The sequence below is a fragment of the Magnetococcales bacterium genome, assembly GCA_015228935.1.
In the GTDB taxonomy this organism is placed as follows: domain Bacteria; phylum Pseudomonadota; class Magnetococcia; order Magnetococcales; family DC0425bin3; genus HA3dbin3.
Window position 1 is genome coordinate 1 of the sequence record JADGCO010000097.1, and the last position, 15,902, is coordinate 15,902.

Below are 15,902 nucleotides of genomic sequence, written 5' to 3' on the forward strand. Positions count from 1 at the left end.
CCTTCCTCCTGGACCTCCTTCCCAGTTTTTCAAACGTTTACTAAAATAGGGGGGCCGAATAGTTACAAAAGGGTTTGACATGAAAGGCTTTGTCATGGCTTTGCCCCGAACCCCATCAGGTGGAAGGGCACACCCCTTCCTCCTGGACCTCTATCCGGGTTTTTCAAACGTTTTTTTCATGGGGAGATGAATCGTTACGAAAAACGTATGAAACCCTGTGTTTATTCAGCCGTGAATTGTTGTTCCAAACCATGAAAATGGTCCGTGGCGACCACTTTTTTGAAGGCAGCGAAATCCATGGCATGGGCGGTCACCACGCCCTGTTCGCGCAGTTCCCGGAAACATTTTTGCATGGCTGCCGTGGCGGCAAACAGGGCCGACAGGGGCGTCACCCCCAGCTTGAAACCCATGGCCGCCAACTCCGACAGAGGGAGAGTTGGGGTGTGCCCCCCCTCGACGAGGTTGACCATGAGCGGCATGCCGGCAAGTTCCCGGGTAATCGTGCGCAACTCGGCCTCGGATTGGGGGGCTTCGATAAAAATCATGTCGGCCCCGGCAGCACGATAACTGTGGCCACGCCGGATGGCTTCATCCAGGCCAGCCACGGCCCGGGCATCGGTGCGGGCGACAATGACGATATCACCCGCCTCCTCCCTGGCGTGGACGGCAGCACGAATTTTCTGGACATGCTCTTCCCGGGAGATGATCCGCTTGCCGCTCATATGGCCACACTTTTTCGGCCACTCCTGATCTTCCAGGATGATTCCGGCAATGCCATGGCGTCTGGCCGTGGTGACAGTCCGGATGACATTCAAAGGGTTGCCATAGCCGGTATCCATGTCCGCGATCAGGGGAATGCGCACCGTGGCGGCCATGTTTCCCGCCATCTGCAACATTTCCGTCCCGGAAATCAGGCCGATATCGGGCATGCCCAAGGTTGCCGCAGCAATCCCAAAACCGCTGGAAAAAATCAATTCACAGCCGCTCTGTTCGGCAAGCCGGGCACTCAGACAATCATACACCCCGGGTCCAAACAAAAATCCGGGCCGCACCAACAATTCACGCAATCTTTCACAACCGTTCATCATGCCTCCCCATGGCTGGACTGGCCACAAACCGCCCCATCCCATTGCCGAAAATTCATCTGGCAAGTATTGCTTTCCGTGCGATACACTGCAAGGAGCGGCTGAAGATTCGTGAGGAAGGAGACAAGGTTCATGGCACTTCTGGCATTTGACACCCTGGCCATCAGCAAGGAACTTGAGACGGCTGGATTCCCTCCGGGACAAGCTGCGGCTCAAACCTACGTCCTGGCCAGTCTGCTGGAAAAAATTGAAGCTGCCCGCATGGATGAGATGGCAACCAAGACAGATTTGGCAGCCAATACCCTGAAAATTGTGGATTTGACCACCAATACTCTGAAAATTCAAGAAAACATAAAGGAACTGGATGCCCGAATCAAGGAGCTGGATGTCCGGATCAAGGAACTGGATCTTCGTATCGTGTCCTTGGATACCAGTTCCAAACGATACATGAAAGAGATGGAATCCAATCTGAGACGGGACTTGAAAGAGATGGAATCCAATCTGAGACGGGACTTGAAAGAGATGGAATCCAATCGTCTACGTGACTCGAAGGAGTTCGAACTCCGCATGATCATCAAGCTTGGTGCCATATCAGTAACGACCATCGGCTTGGCGTTCGGTATTATGCATGCGTTTCCGCCAACGGTTCAGTTCGCTCCCACATCACCGCCAACATCTGTGACAACTGCCGATTCCCAATATCCCAGGGAACCGATCCCATTGCGTCCACCCTCTCCCGTGCCCATGGCACCCGCCGTGCCCTCTGCCCCTGCGAATCCCCCATCTGGCCGGTGACCGGGGTACCTTGTCAACAACTCATTCAACCCGACCATGAGGACAAGATTTCGGTTCATTTATCTGGCAGAAATTGCTTTCCGTGCGATACACTGCAAGGGACAGATGAAGATTCACAAGGGAGGAGACAAAAATCATGGCACTTCTGGCATTCGACACCCTGGCCATCAGCAAGGAACTTGAAACGGCTGGATTTCCTCCAGGACAGGCTGCCGCCCAAATCCGTATCCTGACCAGTCTGCTGGAAAAAATTGAAGCTGCCCGCCTGGATGAAATGGCAACCAAGGCAGATTTGGCAGCCAATACACTGAAAATTCAAGAAAACATTAAAGAATTGGATGCCCGGATCAAGGCAGATTTTGCAGCCAATACCCTGAATATTCAAGAAAACATAAAAGAACTGGATGCCCGGATCAAGGAACTGGATGCCCGGATCAAGGAGATGGATGTTCGTATTGTGTCTTTGGAATCCAATCTGAGACGAGACATGAAGGAGATGGATTCCAATCGGCAGCGGGACATGAAGGAGTTGGAACTCCGCATGATCATCAAACTGGGTACCATGTCGTTGGCGATTGTCGGCTTGGTGTTCACTCTGCTGCGCGTGTTTCCGCCAACGGTTCAGTTTCCTCCCGCATCACCGCCAATATCCGTGACAACTGCCGATTCCCAATATCCCAGGGAACCGATCCCGTTGCGTCCACCCTCTCCCGTACCCATGGTACCCACCACACCTTCCGCCCCTATCAATCCCTCATCTGGTCATTGACCTGGATACCCCTCTGGTCGGCTTGGTTGCGTGTCGCATGAATCTGGACTCCATGTCCAAAGATCCCATACCCATGGCCGAAAGGATGATCAAGGCCAGAATTGCTGAACACTATGAATGTTTGATGTATTGATTGGTGTATTCGTGGTAGACTGACGGGATTTCAGTTGGGATCACTTCACCTGGAGAGTCCGCCATGTCCCATGCCATCGCTTTTGATACTCTTTCCAGCGTGAAACGGCTGAAAGAAGCCGGGTTCACCGAGGAACAGGCAGAAGCACAAACCCGCATCATTGCCGAACTGGTGGATGAGCGCCTTGTGACCAAACAGGACCTGAAGGATCTGGCCACCAAAAGTGATGTCGCTCGCCTGGAAAGCGAGATCCATCTGGTCAAATGGATGCTGGCCATGGTTATCGCCGCCACCGTTCTTCCCGCATTTAAAACATTGTTGGGGTGAATCCATCGCAGGCGATTCTGATGACAATAATTACCAATGATTGGGAATTGCAAGTGTAGCACTCCTAAACAAAAGCTAACACTCTCCCCCGCAATTTCCTAAATTACCTCTTTCGAAAGGCAAGGTCTGACGTATTTTTAATTTTCCATCCTCATATCCTTTTTTGGCTATTTTTGAATAAACAGAACTCATCTCTCTTTTTATTTTCTCAAGTTTTTGTAATTTATCGTTCATCTTGTTAACATAAATGGTTACTCTAGGGTCTACCCAGGAGGATGCAGCAACACTCTTTTGAGTGCGAATAACATTATCTAGATCTTTATGATTAAATTCAGCTTTAGTTTCTTGTATTTCAATAATCAACATATCCTTGCTTTTCTTTAATTCATTATATTTAACGATCATGCTTTCATATTCATGATCATTCTGAATTTCTGCGTCTTTTTTATTATTAATTGACTTATTTGGATGCGATATGATATCCTTTAGTGATTCTTGAGATGCAAGCATTTCGTTAGATTCGCACTTTTTATTTCGCCAAACAATCTCACCCGTTTTATTATTTTTACATTTAAACAATTCTTGGGCAGACAAATCAATTAAATTAAAAAAATACAAGAAAATTATTATCCATAAATGACGCATTATCAAGACTCCTTTGTTATATTAATTGATTTTAAGGTCGAAGTTTCATTGAAGATTGCGAGTTTTAAATTAATTCTAACATTTGTCAATAATTTAATTTCTTTCAAAATTGGTGTAAAATGTAAAAAAATAATTAAATATACGTCAATTCACTTGTTTTATTAATTATAATTAATTGAATACCATCACTTGTTAAATGTATTTCTTACAAATCCGGAAAAGCAGAGCAAACAAACCTCCAAACGGCAACGCATCCAAAAAAACCCTTGCCAACCCAAATGAAATCAACTATCAAGAAAAATTTGGTCTGAAAATATCCGCTCCATCTGCCGAGGAAGGCACCATGACGCCGTTGACGCTGTTTGACAAAATTTGGAATTCCCATGTGATTCGCACCGGGGATGATGGGACGACGCTCCTGTATATCGACCGGCATCTGGTGCATGAGGTGACGAGTCCGCAGGCTTTTTCCGGACTGCGGATGAATGGGCGACGCATGCGCCATCCAGAGTCCACCTTTGCCGTGCCGGATCACAATGTGCCCACACAAAATCTGGACGCAGGGATCCGTGATCCGGTTGCACGCATCCAGGTGGAGACCCTGGAAAAAAATTGTCGCGAGTTCGGGGTGACCTTGTTCGGGATGGGAGATCCAAGGCAGGGGGTGGTCCATGTCATGGCCCCGGAACAGGGGTTGACGCTGCCCGGCTTGACGGTGGTGTGTGGGGATTCGCATACGGCCACGCACGGGGCTTTCGGGGCGTTGGCGTTCGGGATTGGCACATCGGAGGTGGAACACGTCCTCGCCACCCAGACCCTCCTGCAAAAAAAACCGCAAACCATGCGCCTGACGGTGGAGGGATCGTTGCCGCGAGGGTGTACGGGAAAGGATCTGGTCCTCTTTTTGATCGGCAGGATTGGTACGGCAGGCGGCACGGGGCATGTCATCGAGTTTGCCGGTTCGGCGATTCGGGATTTGTCGCTGGAAGGCCGCATGACCGTGTGCAACATGGCCATCGAGGCCGGGGCACGGGCGGGCATGGTGGCGGTGGACAACAAGACCATCGACTATCTGCAAGGTCGCCCTTTTGCCCCCAAAGGGGCGCAGTGGGATCAGGCGGTCAAGCTCTGGCGTACCCTCCAGTCGGATCTGGGTGCCCGGTTTGATCGGGAGATCACCTTTGCGGCGGCAGATATCCTGCCGCAGGTCAGTTGGGGAACCTCCCCGGAAATGGTGGTGCCGGTCAACGAACGGGTTCCCGATCCGGCAAAGGAAATGGATCCGGTCAAGCGCGGCGGCATGGAACGGGCGTTGGCCTACATGGGCCTGCAACCTGGCATCCCCATCACGGATATTGCCGTGGACAAGGTGTTCATCGGCTCCTGTACCAACGGGCGAATCGAGGATTTGCGGGAGGCGGCGAGCGTGATACGGGGCGGCAAGGTGGCCGCATCGGTCAGGTTGGCGATGGTGGTGCCTGGTTCCGGTCTGGTCAAGCAACAGGCCGAGGCCGAAGGGTTGGACCGCATCTTTACCGCTGCCGGGTTTTCCTGGCGGGCACCGGGTTGTTCGATGTGCCTGGCCATGAATGAGGATGTCCTGGCCCCCGGTGAACGATGCGCGGCCACCTCCAATCGCAATTTTGAAGGTCGCCAGGGAAAGGATGGTCGGACCCACCTGGTCAGCCCGGCCATGGCTGCCGCGAGTGCCATTGCCGGACACTTTGTGGATGTGCGTTCCTGGACCGCCACCGGCAACTGACACTTTTTCGGGACAAAAATCATGGAACCATTCGTGCGCTTGACGGCCCTGGCCGCTCCCCTGGATCGGGCCAATGTCGATACCGATGCCATCATACCCAAGCAGTTTTTGAAATCGATTGAACGGACCGGCTTTGGTCCCAACCTGTTCGACGAGTGGCGTTATCTGGATCGGGGCGAACCGGGCAAATCCAACACCGGTCGCCCGCTCAATCCCGATTTCGTCCTCAATCAGTCCCGTTATCAGGGAGCCAGAATTCTCCTGGCCCGGGATAATTTCGGGTGCGGCTCCAGCCGGGAACATGCCCCCTGGGCCTTGCTGGATTATGGCTTTCGTTGCATTGTCGCGCCGAGCTATGCCGACATTTTTTTCAACAACTGTTTCAAGAATGGCATCCTGCCCCTGATTCTGGAGGCCCGGATTGTCGATGATCTGTTTCGGGCCGTACTGGCGCGTCCCGGTGCCGAAATGACGGTCGATCTGGAACAGCAACGGGTGACGGCCCCCGATGGCCAGGAACACCCTTTTACGGTGGATCCATTCCGGCGGCATTGTCTGCTCAAGGGGTTGGACGACATCGGCCTGACTCTGGAACACCTGCCGGTCATTGAAGCCTTCGAGGCCCGGCGGCGACAGGCTGAACCCTGGGCCATGGCCGTTTGAGTCTTGGAGGCTGGAGGCTGAAAAGGCTGAAGGCTGGAGGCTGGAGACTGAAGGCCAAAGGCCAAAGGCAGGAGACTGAAGGCTGAAGATTGCCGGAGGTTGGTTCTGATGATTCAATTTTGCATGCAGGCGTGAAGAGAAAGAAATCTTATGGAAAAGACCATTCTGTTGTTGCCCGGCGATGGCATCGGTCAGGAAATTGTGGCCGAGGCACGCAAGGTCCTGGATTGGGTCATCACCCATGAAAAACTGTCCATCCGGTGTACAGAGGGGCTGATCGGCGGCACCGCCTATGATGCGACAGGCACTCCCCTGCCGGAACAAACCGTGGCCCAGGCCAAGGCCGCCGCTGCGGTCTTGTTGGGTGCCGTGGGCGGACCCAAATGGGAATCTCTGGATTACAGCGTGCGCCCGGAACGAGGCCTGCTCGGCATTCGTAAACAATTGGATCTCTATTGCAATCTGCGTCCGGCCCAGGTCTTCCCCCAGTTGGCCGACGCCTCGACCCTGAAACGGGAAGTGGTCAGCGGCATTGACATCATGGTCGTGCGGGAACTCTCCTCCGGTATCTACTTCGGGGAACCCCGCGGCGTGGAAACCCTCCCGGATGGCCGGCAGCGCGGATTCAATACCCTGGTCTACACCACGGATGAAATCGAGCGCGTGGCCCGGTCCGCCTTTCTGGCGGCCCGGCGTCGCAAAGGCCGGGTCTGCTCGGTGGACAAGGCCAATGTCCTGGAATGCACGGAGTTGTGGCGGCAGGTGGTGACCAGACTCCGCAATGCCGAGTTTCCCGACGTGGAACTGAGCCATATGTATGTGGACAATGCCGCCATGCAACTGATCCGCAATCCCCGGCAATTTGACGTGATCCTGACCACGAACATGTTTGGCGATATTCTCTCCGACGAGGCGAGCATGTTGACCGGCTCCATCGGCATGCTCCCCTCTGCTTCGCTCGGGGATCGTTTTGCCCTTTACGAACCGATCCATGGTTCGGCCCCGGACATTGCCGGCAAAGGAGTGGCCAACCCCCTGGCGACCATTCTCTCCGTGGCCATGCTGTTCCGGTACTCCCTGGACCTGCCGGAAGTGGCGGATCGTATCGAACGGGCCGTCAACCGGGTTCTGGATCAGGGCTTGCGCACCCCGGACATCATGCAGGCCGGCATGAAACGGGTAGGCACCCTGGAAATGGGATCCGCCGTGGTGGCCGCCCTGGCGGAATAGTCGTCGGATCGATCACAAAGGCACGGCCATGAGGGTGGTCCTGGCCGCAAGGCCGTTTGCCCAAAAAATTCCAACTGCAACAAACAAGGAACACATCTATGCGGAAATACAATGTGGCCGTGGTCGGTGCCACGGGCAATGTCGGACGCGAAATGATCCGGATCCTGGAACAACGCAATTTTCCGGTCAACCAGGTCCATCTTCTGGCTTCCAGCCGTTCGGTTGGCCTGAAACTGCTCTTCCGGGGAGAGCCGCTGCCGGTCCAGGATTTGGCCACCTTTGATTTCAGCCGGGCGGAAATCGGGCTGTTTTCTCCGGGAGCCTCGGTCTCCAAAGAGTTTGCCCCCAAGGCCGGGGCCGCCGGGTGCGTGGTGATCGACAACACCTCCTTTTTCCGCATGGACCCGGAAATTCCCCTCGTGGTTCCCGAAGTCAATCCCGAAGCCATCGCCCAATATCGCAAGAGAAACATCATCTCCAATCCCAACTGCTCTACGATCCAGATGGTCGTTGCCCTGAAACCGATTCATGATGCCGCCACCATCAAACGGGTGGTGGTGGTCACCTATCAGGCTGTCTCGGGTGCCGGCAAGGCCGCCATCGACGAACTGGACGGACAAAACCGGGCGCACTACGGCATCGGACCCATCGTCCCGCCGAAAAAAATGGCCAAACAGATCGCCTGCAATCTCGTGCCCCAGATCGATGCCTTCCTGGAAAATGGCTACACCAAGGAAGAGATGAAAATGGTCAACGAGACCAAAAAAATCATGGATCCCCATATTCGCCTGACCGCAACCTGCGTGCGGGTGCCGGTCTTCAACAGCCATTCCGAATCGATCAATGTGGAGACTGAAAAAAAATTGAGCGTCGCCGAAGTCCGGCAGCTCCTGAGTCAGGCCCCCGGGGTCAAGGTGGTGGACGACCCGACCAAGGCCGGCTTTACCACGCCCATCGAAGCCTCTGGAACCGATTGGACCTACGTCTCCCGCATTCGCGAAGACGAAAGCATTCCCTCGGGATTGCAACTTTGGGTGGTGTCGGACAATCTGCGCAAAGGTGCCGCCCTGAATGCCGTACAGATTGCCGAACTCCTGATCCGGGATCATTTGACCTGAGACACCAGGTCCCACCAGGTCCAATCCACATGGTGTCCCCTCCCGGCATCGGAGGGGCACACCCTGAGACAATCCCGGCCTTTTGCACAGACATTGCCTGCTTGTCCGAGGCAATCCCGGGCTTTTGCGCAGACATTGCCGACCTCTCTCCGGTCATCCGCTTTCGGTCGCCATTCCGGCCAAGTGGTTTGACAGGGGAGAGGAAGCGGTTATATCCTTGCCTGTCTGTTCTGTTGGTTGGAGGTGGTCTGCTGAGACGGGGGTGAGGCTTTCGTTTCAGTTGTTGGCTGGTACATGTTTATCCCGATCCCGATTTTTCCGGCATGTTGACCCAACGTCACAGCAATATCCTGAAGCTTGTCGTCGAAGCGCACATTGCCCACGGCGGAACCGTTGGTTCCCAGGCATTGCGTGATCGGACGCGCCTGAATCTTTCCACGGCCACCATCCGCAATGCCATGTCGGAACTGGAAGTGATGGGTTATCTGACCCAGCCGCACACCTCCGCCGGACGCATTCCCACCGACCGGGGATTTCGTTTTTATGTGGATTCCCTGCTGGAACGCGATCCCCTGGGCACGGGAACCAAAAACCGCATCCTGGAAGTCTGCGAAAAAGGGGGCAACGACCTGCCCACCACCCTGAACCAGATCAGCCGGGAAGTGGCCGTCCTGACCCGACAGGCCTGCCTCGTCCTTCCCCCCGACATGAAACATGCCATCCTGGAACGCATCCATTTTCTCCGGCTGGAAAACCGCAGCGGCCTGCGCGGCAGCCGCATCCTGGCCCTGCTTGTCTCCCATTCGGGACAGATCCAGAATCGCATCCTGACCCTGGAAGAGGTCTACTCCCAAAAAGAGCTGGATGCCCTTGGCCGCTCGTTGAGCCGCCGCCTGAAAGGGTTGACCCTGAAAGAGGTGCGGCAGCAGCTCGAAGAAGAGGTGGCCAGCGGCGAACAACAATATCGCGATCTACAAAAAAAACTGCTCGAAGAGACCGTGGGTCCCTGGTCAGGCGGCATGGGACTGATCGTCAATGGCCACATGAATCTGTTGACGCCCGATGCCTTGACAGATTCCGGTCCCCTGCTGGACGTTCTGGCCGAAATTGAGGAAAAAAGAAAGTATATCGATCTGTTGGACCATTGCCTGCACGCCAATGGTGTGCAACTCTTCATCGGCGCAGAGTCGGAACTCAGCCGGGAAGGGGGCTGCGCCATGGTGGCCTGCAAATTCAGCGGACCGGAGAATCACCTCTCCGGAACCCTGGGCGTGCTGGGTCCAACCCGTTTGCCTTATTCATTCATCATTCCCCTGGTGGAATTTACGGTTTTGGCCTTGAGCGGCCTGTTGTCGTCCGGCATAACGCCCGTGGACATGGTCGATCATCAGGAAAGTTGAAATACATATTGCACAAACTGGCAGGAGGCATGTCACAGTCATGAATGGCAATAATGACGCTGCAAGTGAATCTCGCCAAGAACCTTTGCCCGATTCGCCTGCGCCCGCAGATGAATTGTCATCCGGAAAGGAAGATGAGGTCGTGGCCGATCAGGTTGATGAATCCGTACCCGGCGTGGATCCCGAGGAACAGATCCAGGTCCTGGAGGCAAAAGTCGAAGAGTGGCGACAGGCCTATCTGCGGAGTCTGGCCGATATGGACAATCTCCGCAAACGCACGAGCCGGGATATCGAGGCCTCGCGCAAATATGCCCTGGAGGCCTTTGCCAAGGATTTGCTGCTGGTCGCCGACAACCTGGACCGGGCACTGAGTGCCCTGGAAACCAGCCAGACCAGCAGCGAAACCCCCGAATCCAACATGAAAAGCCTGCTGGATGGGGTGACCCTGGTCCGCACGGAACTGCAACGGATCCTCAAGAAGAATGGCGTGACCCGCATTGAATCCCTGCAACAGCCGTTCGATCCCAATCAGCACCAGGCCATGATTCAAGTCTCCCAGGAGGGCGTGCCGCCCGGAACGGTCGTCCAGGAGTTTCAGGCCGGCTACCTCTTGAGTCAGCGTCTGCTGCGCCCGGCCCTGGTGGCTGTGACCCAATGATGCTCCGGGTGACCCGGCGACAAAATATATGGATCAAAATATGGAAAAAACGCAACCTGGGCTTGACAGGAGCCGGAAGCGTTTCCATATCAATGCTTGGTGGTACATCCCTTGAAGGGTGTCGCGGGATGAATCTGTATCCCGGATGGGTAAGGAAGCTACAGGAGAGGAATTCAGGACATGGGCAAAGTCATTGGCATTGATCTGGGCACCACCAACTCTTGCGTGGCGGTGATGGAAGGCGGTGAGCCGAAGGTTATCGAAAACAGCGAAGGCGTCCGGACGACCCCTTCCATGGTGGCCTTTGCCAGCAATGGCGAACGTCTGGTCGGACAGGCTGCCAAACGGCAGGGCGTGACCAATCCGACCAATACCTTGTACGCCATCAAACGCTTGATCGGACGGCGGTTCGATGATCCCATGACCCGCAAGGACAAAGATATTGTCCCCTACAAGATCGTCAAGGCCGAAAATGGCGATGCCTGGGTGGAGGGAGGCGGCCGCAAGGTCAGCCCCTCGGAAGTCTCGGCCATGATTCTGCAAAAAATGAAACAGACCGCCGAGGATTATCTGGGCGAAAAAGTGACCGAAGCGGTGATCACCTGCCCGGCCTACTTCAACGATGCCCAGCGCCAGGCCACCAAGGATGCCGGACGCATCGCCGGCCTCGATGTCCTGCGCGTGATCAACGAACCCACCGCCGCCGCCCTGGCCTATGGCCTGGACAAAAAAGCCGGTCAAACCATCGCCGTGTACGATCTGGGCGGTGGCACGTTCGATATTTCCATCCTGGAAATCGGCGACGGTCTCTTTGAAGTCAAATCGACCAACGGCGATACCTTCCTCGGTGGCGAGGATTTCGACAAAGCCATCATCGACTATCTGGCCGAGCAGTTCAAAAAAGAGAACGGCATCGACCTGCGCCAGGACAGCATGTCCCTGCAACGCCTCAAGGAAGCCGGCGAAAAGGCCAAGATTGAACTCTCCACCAGCACCCAGACCGAAGTGAACCTGCCCTTCATCACGGCAGATGCCTCCGGGCCGAAACATTTGAATGTCAGCTTTTCCCGCGCCAAGCTGGAAAGCCTGGTGGATGGCCTGATCCAGCGCACCATCGAACCCTGCAAGACCGCCATGCGGGATGCCAAGATTACCGCCTCCCAGATTGACGAAGTGATCCTGGTCGGTGGCATGACCCGGATGCCCAAAGTGCAAAAGCTGGTGGCGGATTTGTTTGGCAAGGAACCCCACAAAGGTGTCAATCCGGATGAGGTGGTGGCCATCGGTGCGGCAATTCAAGGCGGCGTCCTGAAAGGGGAAGTGAAGGATATCCTCCTGCTGGATGTCACCCCTCTCTCCCTGGGTATCGAAACCCTGGGCGGGGTGTTTACCAAGCTGATCGATAAAAACACCACCATTCCCACCAAAAAATCGCAAATCTTTTCCACGGCCACCGACAACCAGTCGGCAGTCACCATCCGGGTCGCCCAGGGAGAACGGGAAATGTTCTCCGACAACAAACTGTTGGGCCAGTTTGACCTGATGGGCATTGCCCCGGCACCACGCGGTGTGCCCCAGGTCGAGGTCTCCTTCGACATCGATGCCAACGGTATCGTCAAGGTGTCAGCCAAGGACAAGGGCACCGGCAAGGAACAATCCATCAGCATCCAGGCTTCGGGCGGCTTGAAGGACAGTGAAATCCAGAACATGATCAAGGAAGCCGAAGCCCATGCGGAAGAGGATACCAGAAAGCGCAAGTTGATCGATGCCCGCAACAATGCCGACTCCCTGATCTACACTACGGAAAAATCCCTGAAGGAACACGAAGCCAAAGTGGATGCGGACCTCAAGGGAAAGATTGAAGCCGCCATCTCCCAACTGAAAGGGGTGGTTGGGTTGGACAATGTCGAAGACATCGAAAGCAAAACCCAGGCCCTGATGGAAATCTCCATGAAAATGGGTGAGGCCATTTACAAGGATGCCGCTCCCAACCCGGATATGCAGGGTGCCCCTGGTGGTGCCGAGCCACCCCCTCCCGGCAAGGATGACACGGTGGTGGAAGCGGAGTTCGAGGACATCAAGGACGATACCAAAAAGCAGGGCCATTGATTGCCACGGAATGACCGCCGATGCCCAAGGATTACTATGATACTCTCGGTGTCGCCCGCAGCACGCCTGCGGACGACATCAAGAAGGCCTACCGCAAGCTGGCCATGGAACTCCACCCGGACCGCAATCCAGGCAACAAGAGTGCCGAGGCCCGGTTCAAGGAGATCAACGAAGCCTATGATGTTTTGAAAGACCCCAAAAAACGCGCCATCTATGACCAGTTTGGCCATGCCGGGCTGGGACAGAACGCCGGTGGCCCGGGTGGTGGTTTCCCCGGCGGCGATGGGGCCGGCTACAGCGGTTTCGGCGATATTTTCGAGGAGTTTTTCGGCGATATCTTCGGTGCCGGCGGCGGACGGGGCCGGGGTGGTGGCGGTGGCCGTTCCTCGACCCAGCGCGGCGAAGATTTCCGCTATGACCTGACCGTCAAACTGGAAGATGTCATGGAGGGGGCCGAAGAACGCTTGCGGATACCGGCCATTGTCGCCTGTGAAAAATGCAGTGGCAGTGGTTCGCAGGCCGGTTCCGGCCCGGAAAATTGCGGTGTCTGCGGCGGGTCGGGTCAGTTGCGTACCCAGCAGGGCTTTTTCTCCATCGCCCGTCCGTGCGGGGCCTGCCAGGGACGAGGCACCATCATCCGCAACCCCTGCCCCGACTGCCATGGCCAGGGACGCAAGCGGTCCGAAAAAAATCTCACCGTCAAGATTCCCCCCGGTGTGGAAACCGGCAACCGCATCCGCCTCTCCGGTGAGGGAGGGGCCGGCCAGAACAATGGCCCCGCCGGTGACCTCTATATCGTCATCGAAGTGGCCAAACACCCCATCTTCGAACGCTACAATGCCGATCTGCTCTGTCAGGTGCCCATCACCTTCCCACAGGCCGCCCTGGGAGGAAAAATCGAGGTGCCCACCCTGCGCGGACGGTCCCGGGTCACGCTCCCCCCCGGCAGCCAGACCGGAAAACGCCTCGTCCTCAAAGGCAAAGGCTTGCCACATCTCAACCGGCCTGGAGTCTTCGGGGATCTCGTGGTGGAAGTGCTGGTCGAAACCCCGGTCAATCTGAACAAACGGCAACGGGAGCTGATGGAAGAGTTTGCCCGCTGTTCCGGTCAGGATTGCCAGCCGGAATCCAACTCCTTCTTGAACCGGGTCAAGGAGTTTCTGGACAAGAACATCTCTTCCTGAAAAAAAATTCGCCTGGCTGAGCTTGCAATGTCTGCCAGGGTGAATTTTCCCGGAAGGGGATCTTCTTTCTTCTCGATTTTTTTGTCGGAGAATTTATAGACAGCCTCTGACAAAACCTGGAAAAATTTTTCCTGGTTGTCCATTGACAGCCAAGTGGCTGTGAGCAATATTGTGCGTATTGAATCGAAACCGTTTCTGGACATCCAAATTGAGTGGTTGATTCGGAGGAAACGGAATCGTTGACTGAATTCAAGGCAGGAAATAAATAAAATGAATAAACACCCGATTAAAGAGATCCGCTCCGCAATAGAACATGCCATTGATAAAGGCTGGAAATTTGATAAAGCTTCTGGACATGCTTTTGGCATTCTGAAATGCCCAACAAATAAAAAATGTCGCAACGGGGTATACTGTCAGTTTTCCGTGTGGTCAACCCCAAAAGATCCGGAAGAACATGCCCGCGCCATACGCAGGGCCGTCGATCAGTGCAAGGAAAAAAGATGAAATATCAATTTTCATTGACTTTTCCCGTGGCGCGGGAAAAATGGGATATCAATGAAATAGCCAACAAACTTTACGATGCCGGTTGTGTTGACTCAACCGTGTTTACGGGAGTTCGTGGCATCGTCTGCGTCGAATTTCACAGAGAATCCGAGTCCGCCAAAGATGCCATCAACACGGCGGCGCGTGATATCCAGAGTGCATTTCCTGCTGCCGAAATACTTGAAGCCAAACCCGATCTGGTCAATATGGCCGATATTGCCGAACTGGTCGGCCAATCTCGCCAAAACATCAGAAAGCTCGTCGATTTTCCACCTCCGTCCATCAGTGTGGCGGCAAAACCTCTCTGGCACCTCTATCTTGTCGTCCGATGGTATATGGAAAAGACCGCTATTCGCTTTGACAATATGCTCCCCGAGGTATCGATGGAAGCGTGGTTGTACAATCAATTATTGGAAAAAAATCGCCTGTTGAATACCATCGACGGCCATTTGCTCAAACAAAGGATTCCCTGCCATCATTGACCCTGAGAGGCTGTCTATAAATTCTCGAATAAAAAAATCAGTTTTTTATTCGTTTTTCAGAAATCATCATGTTTTTGGACAACCTCTAATTCCTTGGGAAGATTGATATGCCCGAAAAAGGTGTGGGAATTGCCGGCGCTGCCGGACGCATGGGCCGCATGCTGCTCCAGGCTGTCGTGGATCAACCGGGTCTGCGTCTGGCCGCCGCCTGGGAAAAACCGGGTAATCCCCTGGTGGGCAAGGATGTCGGCGAGCTGATCGGTGGCAGCTCCCGGGGCGTCATCCTGGGCGATGCCCCGCGCACCGGCTTTGGCCTGGCCAATGTGGTCATTGATTTTACGACCATTCCTTCCACCCTCGAACACCTTCCCCTGGCCGTGGCTACCCAAACCCCCCTGGTGATCGGTACCACCGGCTTCGATGCCGGGGCACGTGCAAAAATTGCCCAGGCAGCAACCCAGATTCCCATTGTTCTGGCACCCAATTTCAGCATTGGCGTCAACCTGATGTTTCAGGTGGCTGCCCAGGTCGCCAAGGTGCTGGGGGATGAATTCGATGTGGAAATCATCGAGGCCCACCATCGCCACAAGGTGGATGCCCCATCCGGTACCGCCGTCCGCCTGGGAGAAACTGTTGCAGAAGCTTTGGGACGTTCCCTGTCAGAGGTTGCTGTTTATGGTCGGCAGGGGCATACTGGTGCCCGGGATCGGCAAACCATCGGCTTTGCCACGGTACGAGGCGGAGATGTGGTCGGTGACCACACCCTGCTCTTTGCCGGTGAAGGCGAACGTCTGGAAATCACCCATCGGGCCAGCAGTCGGTTGACCTTCGCCCGGGGCGCAGTCCGCGCCGCACAGTGGGTCCAGGATCGCCAGCCGGGTTTGTACGATATGCGCGATATTCTGGGTTTCCGTTAAGAGGCTGTCTAATAACTTGTTAATTTTAAAAAAAAAAACGAATGAAAAACTGGGATGGAGGTCCAGGAGGAAGGGCTGTGCC

Annotated in this window: 16 protein-coding genes; 14 read left to right on the plus strand and 2 right to left on the minus strand. The window is 54.9% G+C overall.

Features of this window, described 5'->3' with window-relative positions:
- Positions 1 to 221: 221 nt before the first annotated feature.
- A complete protein-coding gene (locus tag HQL65_17155) occupies positions 222 to 1,085 on the minus strand; it encodes an isocitrate lyase/PEP mutase family protein (GenBank protein MBF0137962.1) in 864 nt (287 codons plus the stop codon).
- A 132-nt stretch (positions 1,086 to 1,217) separates the two neighbouring features.
- Here HQL65_17155 and HQL65_17160 point away from each other — a divergent pair, with 132 nt between their 5' ends.
- From HQL65_17160 to HQL65_17170, 3 genes are all read left to right on the plus strand, one after another.
- A complete protein-coding gene (locus HQL65_17160) occupies positions 1,218 to 1,880 on the plus strand; it encodes a hypothetical protein (GenBank protein MBF0137963.1) in 663 nt (220 codons plus the stop codon).
- Positions 1,881 to 2,016: 136 nt separating this feature from the next.
- Positions 2,017 to 2,649, plus strand: coding sequence for a DUF1640 domain-containing protein (locus HQL65_17165; GenBank protein MBF0137964.1), 633 nt, complete (start codon positions 2,017 to 2,019; stop codon positions 2,647 to 2,649).
- A gap of 196 nt (positions 2,650 to 2,845) precedes the next feature.
- Positions 2,846 to 3,109, plus strand: a complete 264-nt coding sequence (locus tag HQL65_17170) for a DUF1640 domain-containing protein (protein ID MBF0137965.1) — start codon at positions 2,846 to 2,848, stop codon at positions 3,107 to 3,109.
- A 75-nt stretch (positions 3,110 to 3,184) separates the two neighbouring features.
- Here HQL65_17170 and HQL65_17175 read toward each other — a convergent pair whose 3' ends face one another.
- Entirely contained in the window at positions 3,185 to 3,754 is a 570-nt protein-coding gene (locus HQL65_17175) for a hypothetical protein (GenBank protein ID MBF0137966.1), read from the minus strand.
- A 343-nt stretch (positions 3,755 to 4,097) separates the two neighbouring features.
- Between HQL65_17175 and leuC the strand changes: the two genes are divergently transcribed.
- The 11 genes from leuC (at position 4,098) to dapB (ending at position 15,820) form a co-directional block, all read left to right on the plus strand.
- Positions 4,098 to 5,516 carry a 3-isopropylmalate dehydratase large subunit gene (leuC, locus tag HQL65_17180; protein MBF0137967.1) on the plus strand — a complete coding sequence of 473 codons (1,419 nt, stop codon included), beginning with the start codon at positions 4,098 to 4,100 and terminating at the stop codon, positions 5,514 to 5,516.
- A 21-nt stretch (positions 5,517 to 5,537) separates the two neighbouring features.
- Positions 5,538 to 6,179: a 3-isopropylmalate dehydratase small subunit gene (gene leuD / locus HQL65_17185; GenBank protein MBF0137968.1), complete on the plus strand. Its 642-nt coding sequence runs from the start codon at positions 5,538 to 5,540 to the stop codon at positions 6,177 to 6,179.
- Positions 6,180 to 6,329: 150 nt separating this feature from the next.
- Positions 6,330 to 7,409, plus strand: coding sequence for a 3-isopropylmalate dehydrogenase (gene leuB / locus HQL65_17190; GenBank protein ID MBF0137969.1), 1,080 nt, complete (start codon positions 6,330 to 6,332; stop codon positions 7,407 to 7,409).
- Between the two features lie 98 nt (positions 7,410 to 7,507).
- Positions 7,508 to 8,527, plus strand: a complete 1,020-nt coding sequence (locus tag HQL65_17195) for an aspartate-semialdehyde dehydrogenase (protein MBF0137970.1) — start codon at positions 7,508 to 7,510, stop codon at positions 8,525 to 8,527.
- 323 nt (positions 8,528 to 8,850) lie between these two features.
- Complete coding sequence (gene hrcA / locus HQL65_17200; GenBank protein ID MBF0137971.1) at positions 8,851 to 9,927, plus strand: heat-inducible transcription repressor HrcA; 1,077 nt, start codon at positions 8,851 to 8,853, stop codon at positions 9,925 to 9,927.
- 142 nt (positions 9,928 to 10,069) lie between these two features.
- Complete coding sequence (grpE, locus tag HQL65_17205; GenBank protein MBF0137972.1) at positions 10,070 to 10,585, plus strand: nucleotide exchange factor GrpE; 516 nt, start codon at positions 10,070 to 10,072, stop codon at positions 10,583 to 10,585.
- A gap of 180 nt (positions 10,586 to 10,765) precedes the next feature.
- Positions 10,766 to 12,694, plus strand: coding sequence for a molecular chaperone DnaK (dnaK, locus tag HQL65_17210; protein ID MBF0137973.1), 1,929 nt, complete (start codon positions 10,766 to 10,768; stop codon positions 12,692 to 12,694).
- A gap of 20 nt (positions 12,695 to 12,714) precedes the next feature.
- A complete protein-coding gene (gene dnaJ / locus HQL65_17215) occupies positions 12,715 to 13,878 on the plus strand; it encodes a molecular chaperone DnaJ (GenBank protein ID MBF0137974.1) in 1,164 nt (387 codons plus the stop codon).
- 270 nt (positions 13,879 to 14,148) lie between these two features.
- A complete protein-coding gene (locus tag HQL65_17220) occupies positions 14,149 to 14,382 on the plus strand; it encodes a hypothetical protein (GenBank protein MBF0137975.1) in 234 nt (77 codons plus the stop codon).
- A complete protein-coding gene (locus tag HQL65_17225) occupies positions 14,379 to 14,903 on the plus strand; it encodes a DNA-binding protein (protein MBF0137976.1) in 525 nt (174 codons plus the stop codon). Before HQL65_17220 ends, HQL65_17225 begins: the two co-directional genes overlap by 4 nt.
- A 107-nt stretch (positions 14,904 to 15,010) precedes the next feature.
- Positions 15,011 to 15,820 carry a 4-hydroxy-tetrahydrodipicolinate reductase gene (gene dapB, locus HQL65_17230; protein ID MBF0137977.1) on the plus strand — a complete coding sequence of 270 codons (810 nt, stop codon included), beginning with the start codon at positions 15,011 to 15,013 and terminating at the stop codon, positions 15,818 to 15,820.
- The last annotated feature ends 82 nt before the right edge of the window (positions 15,821 to 15,902 follow it).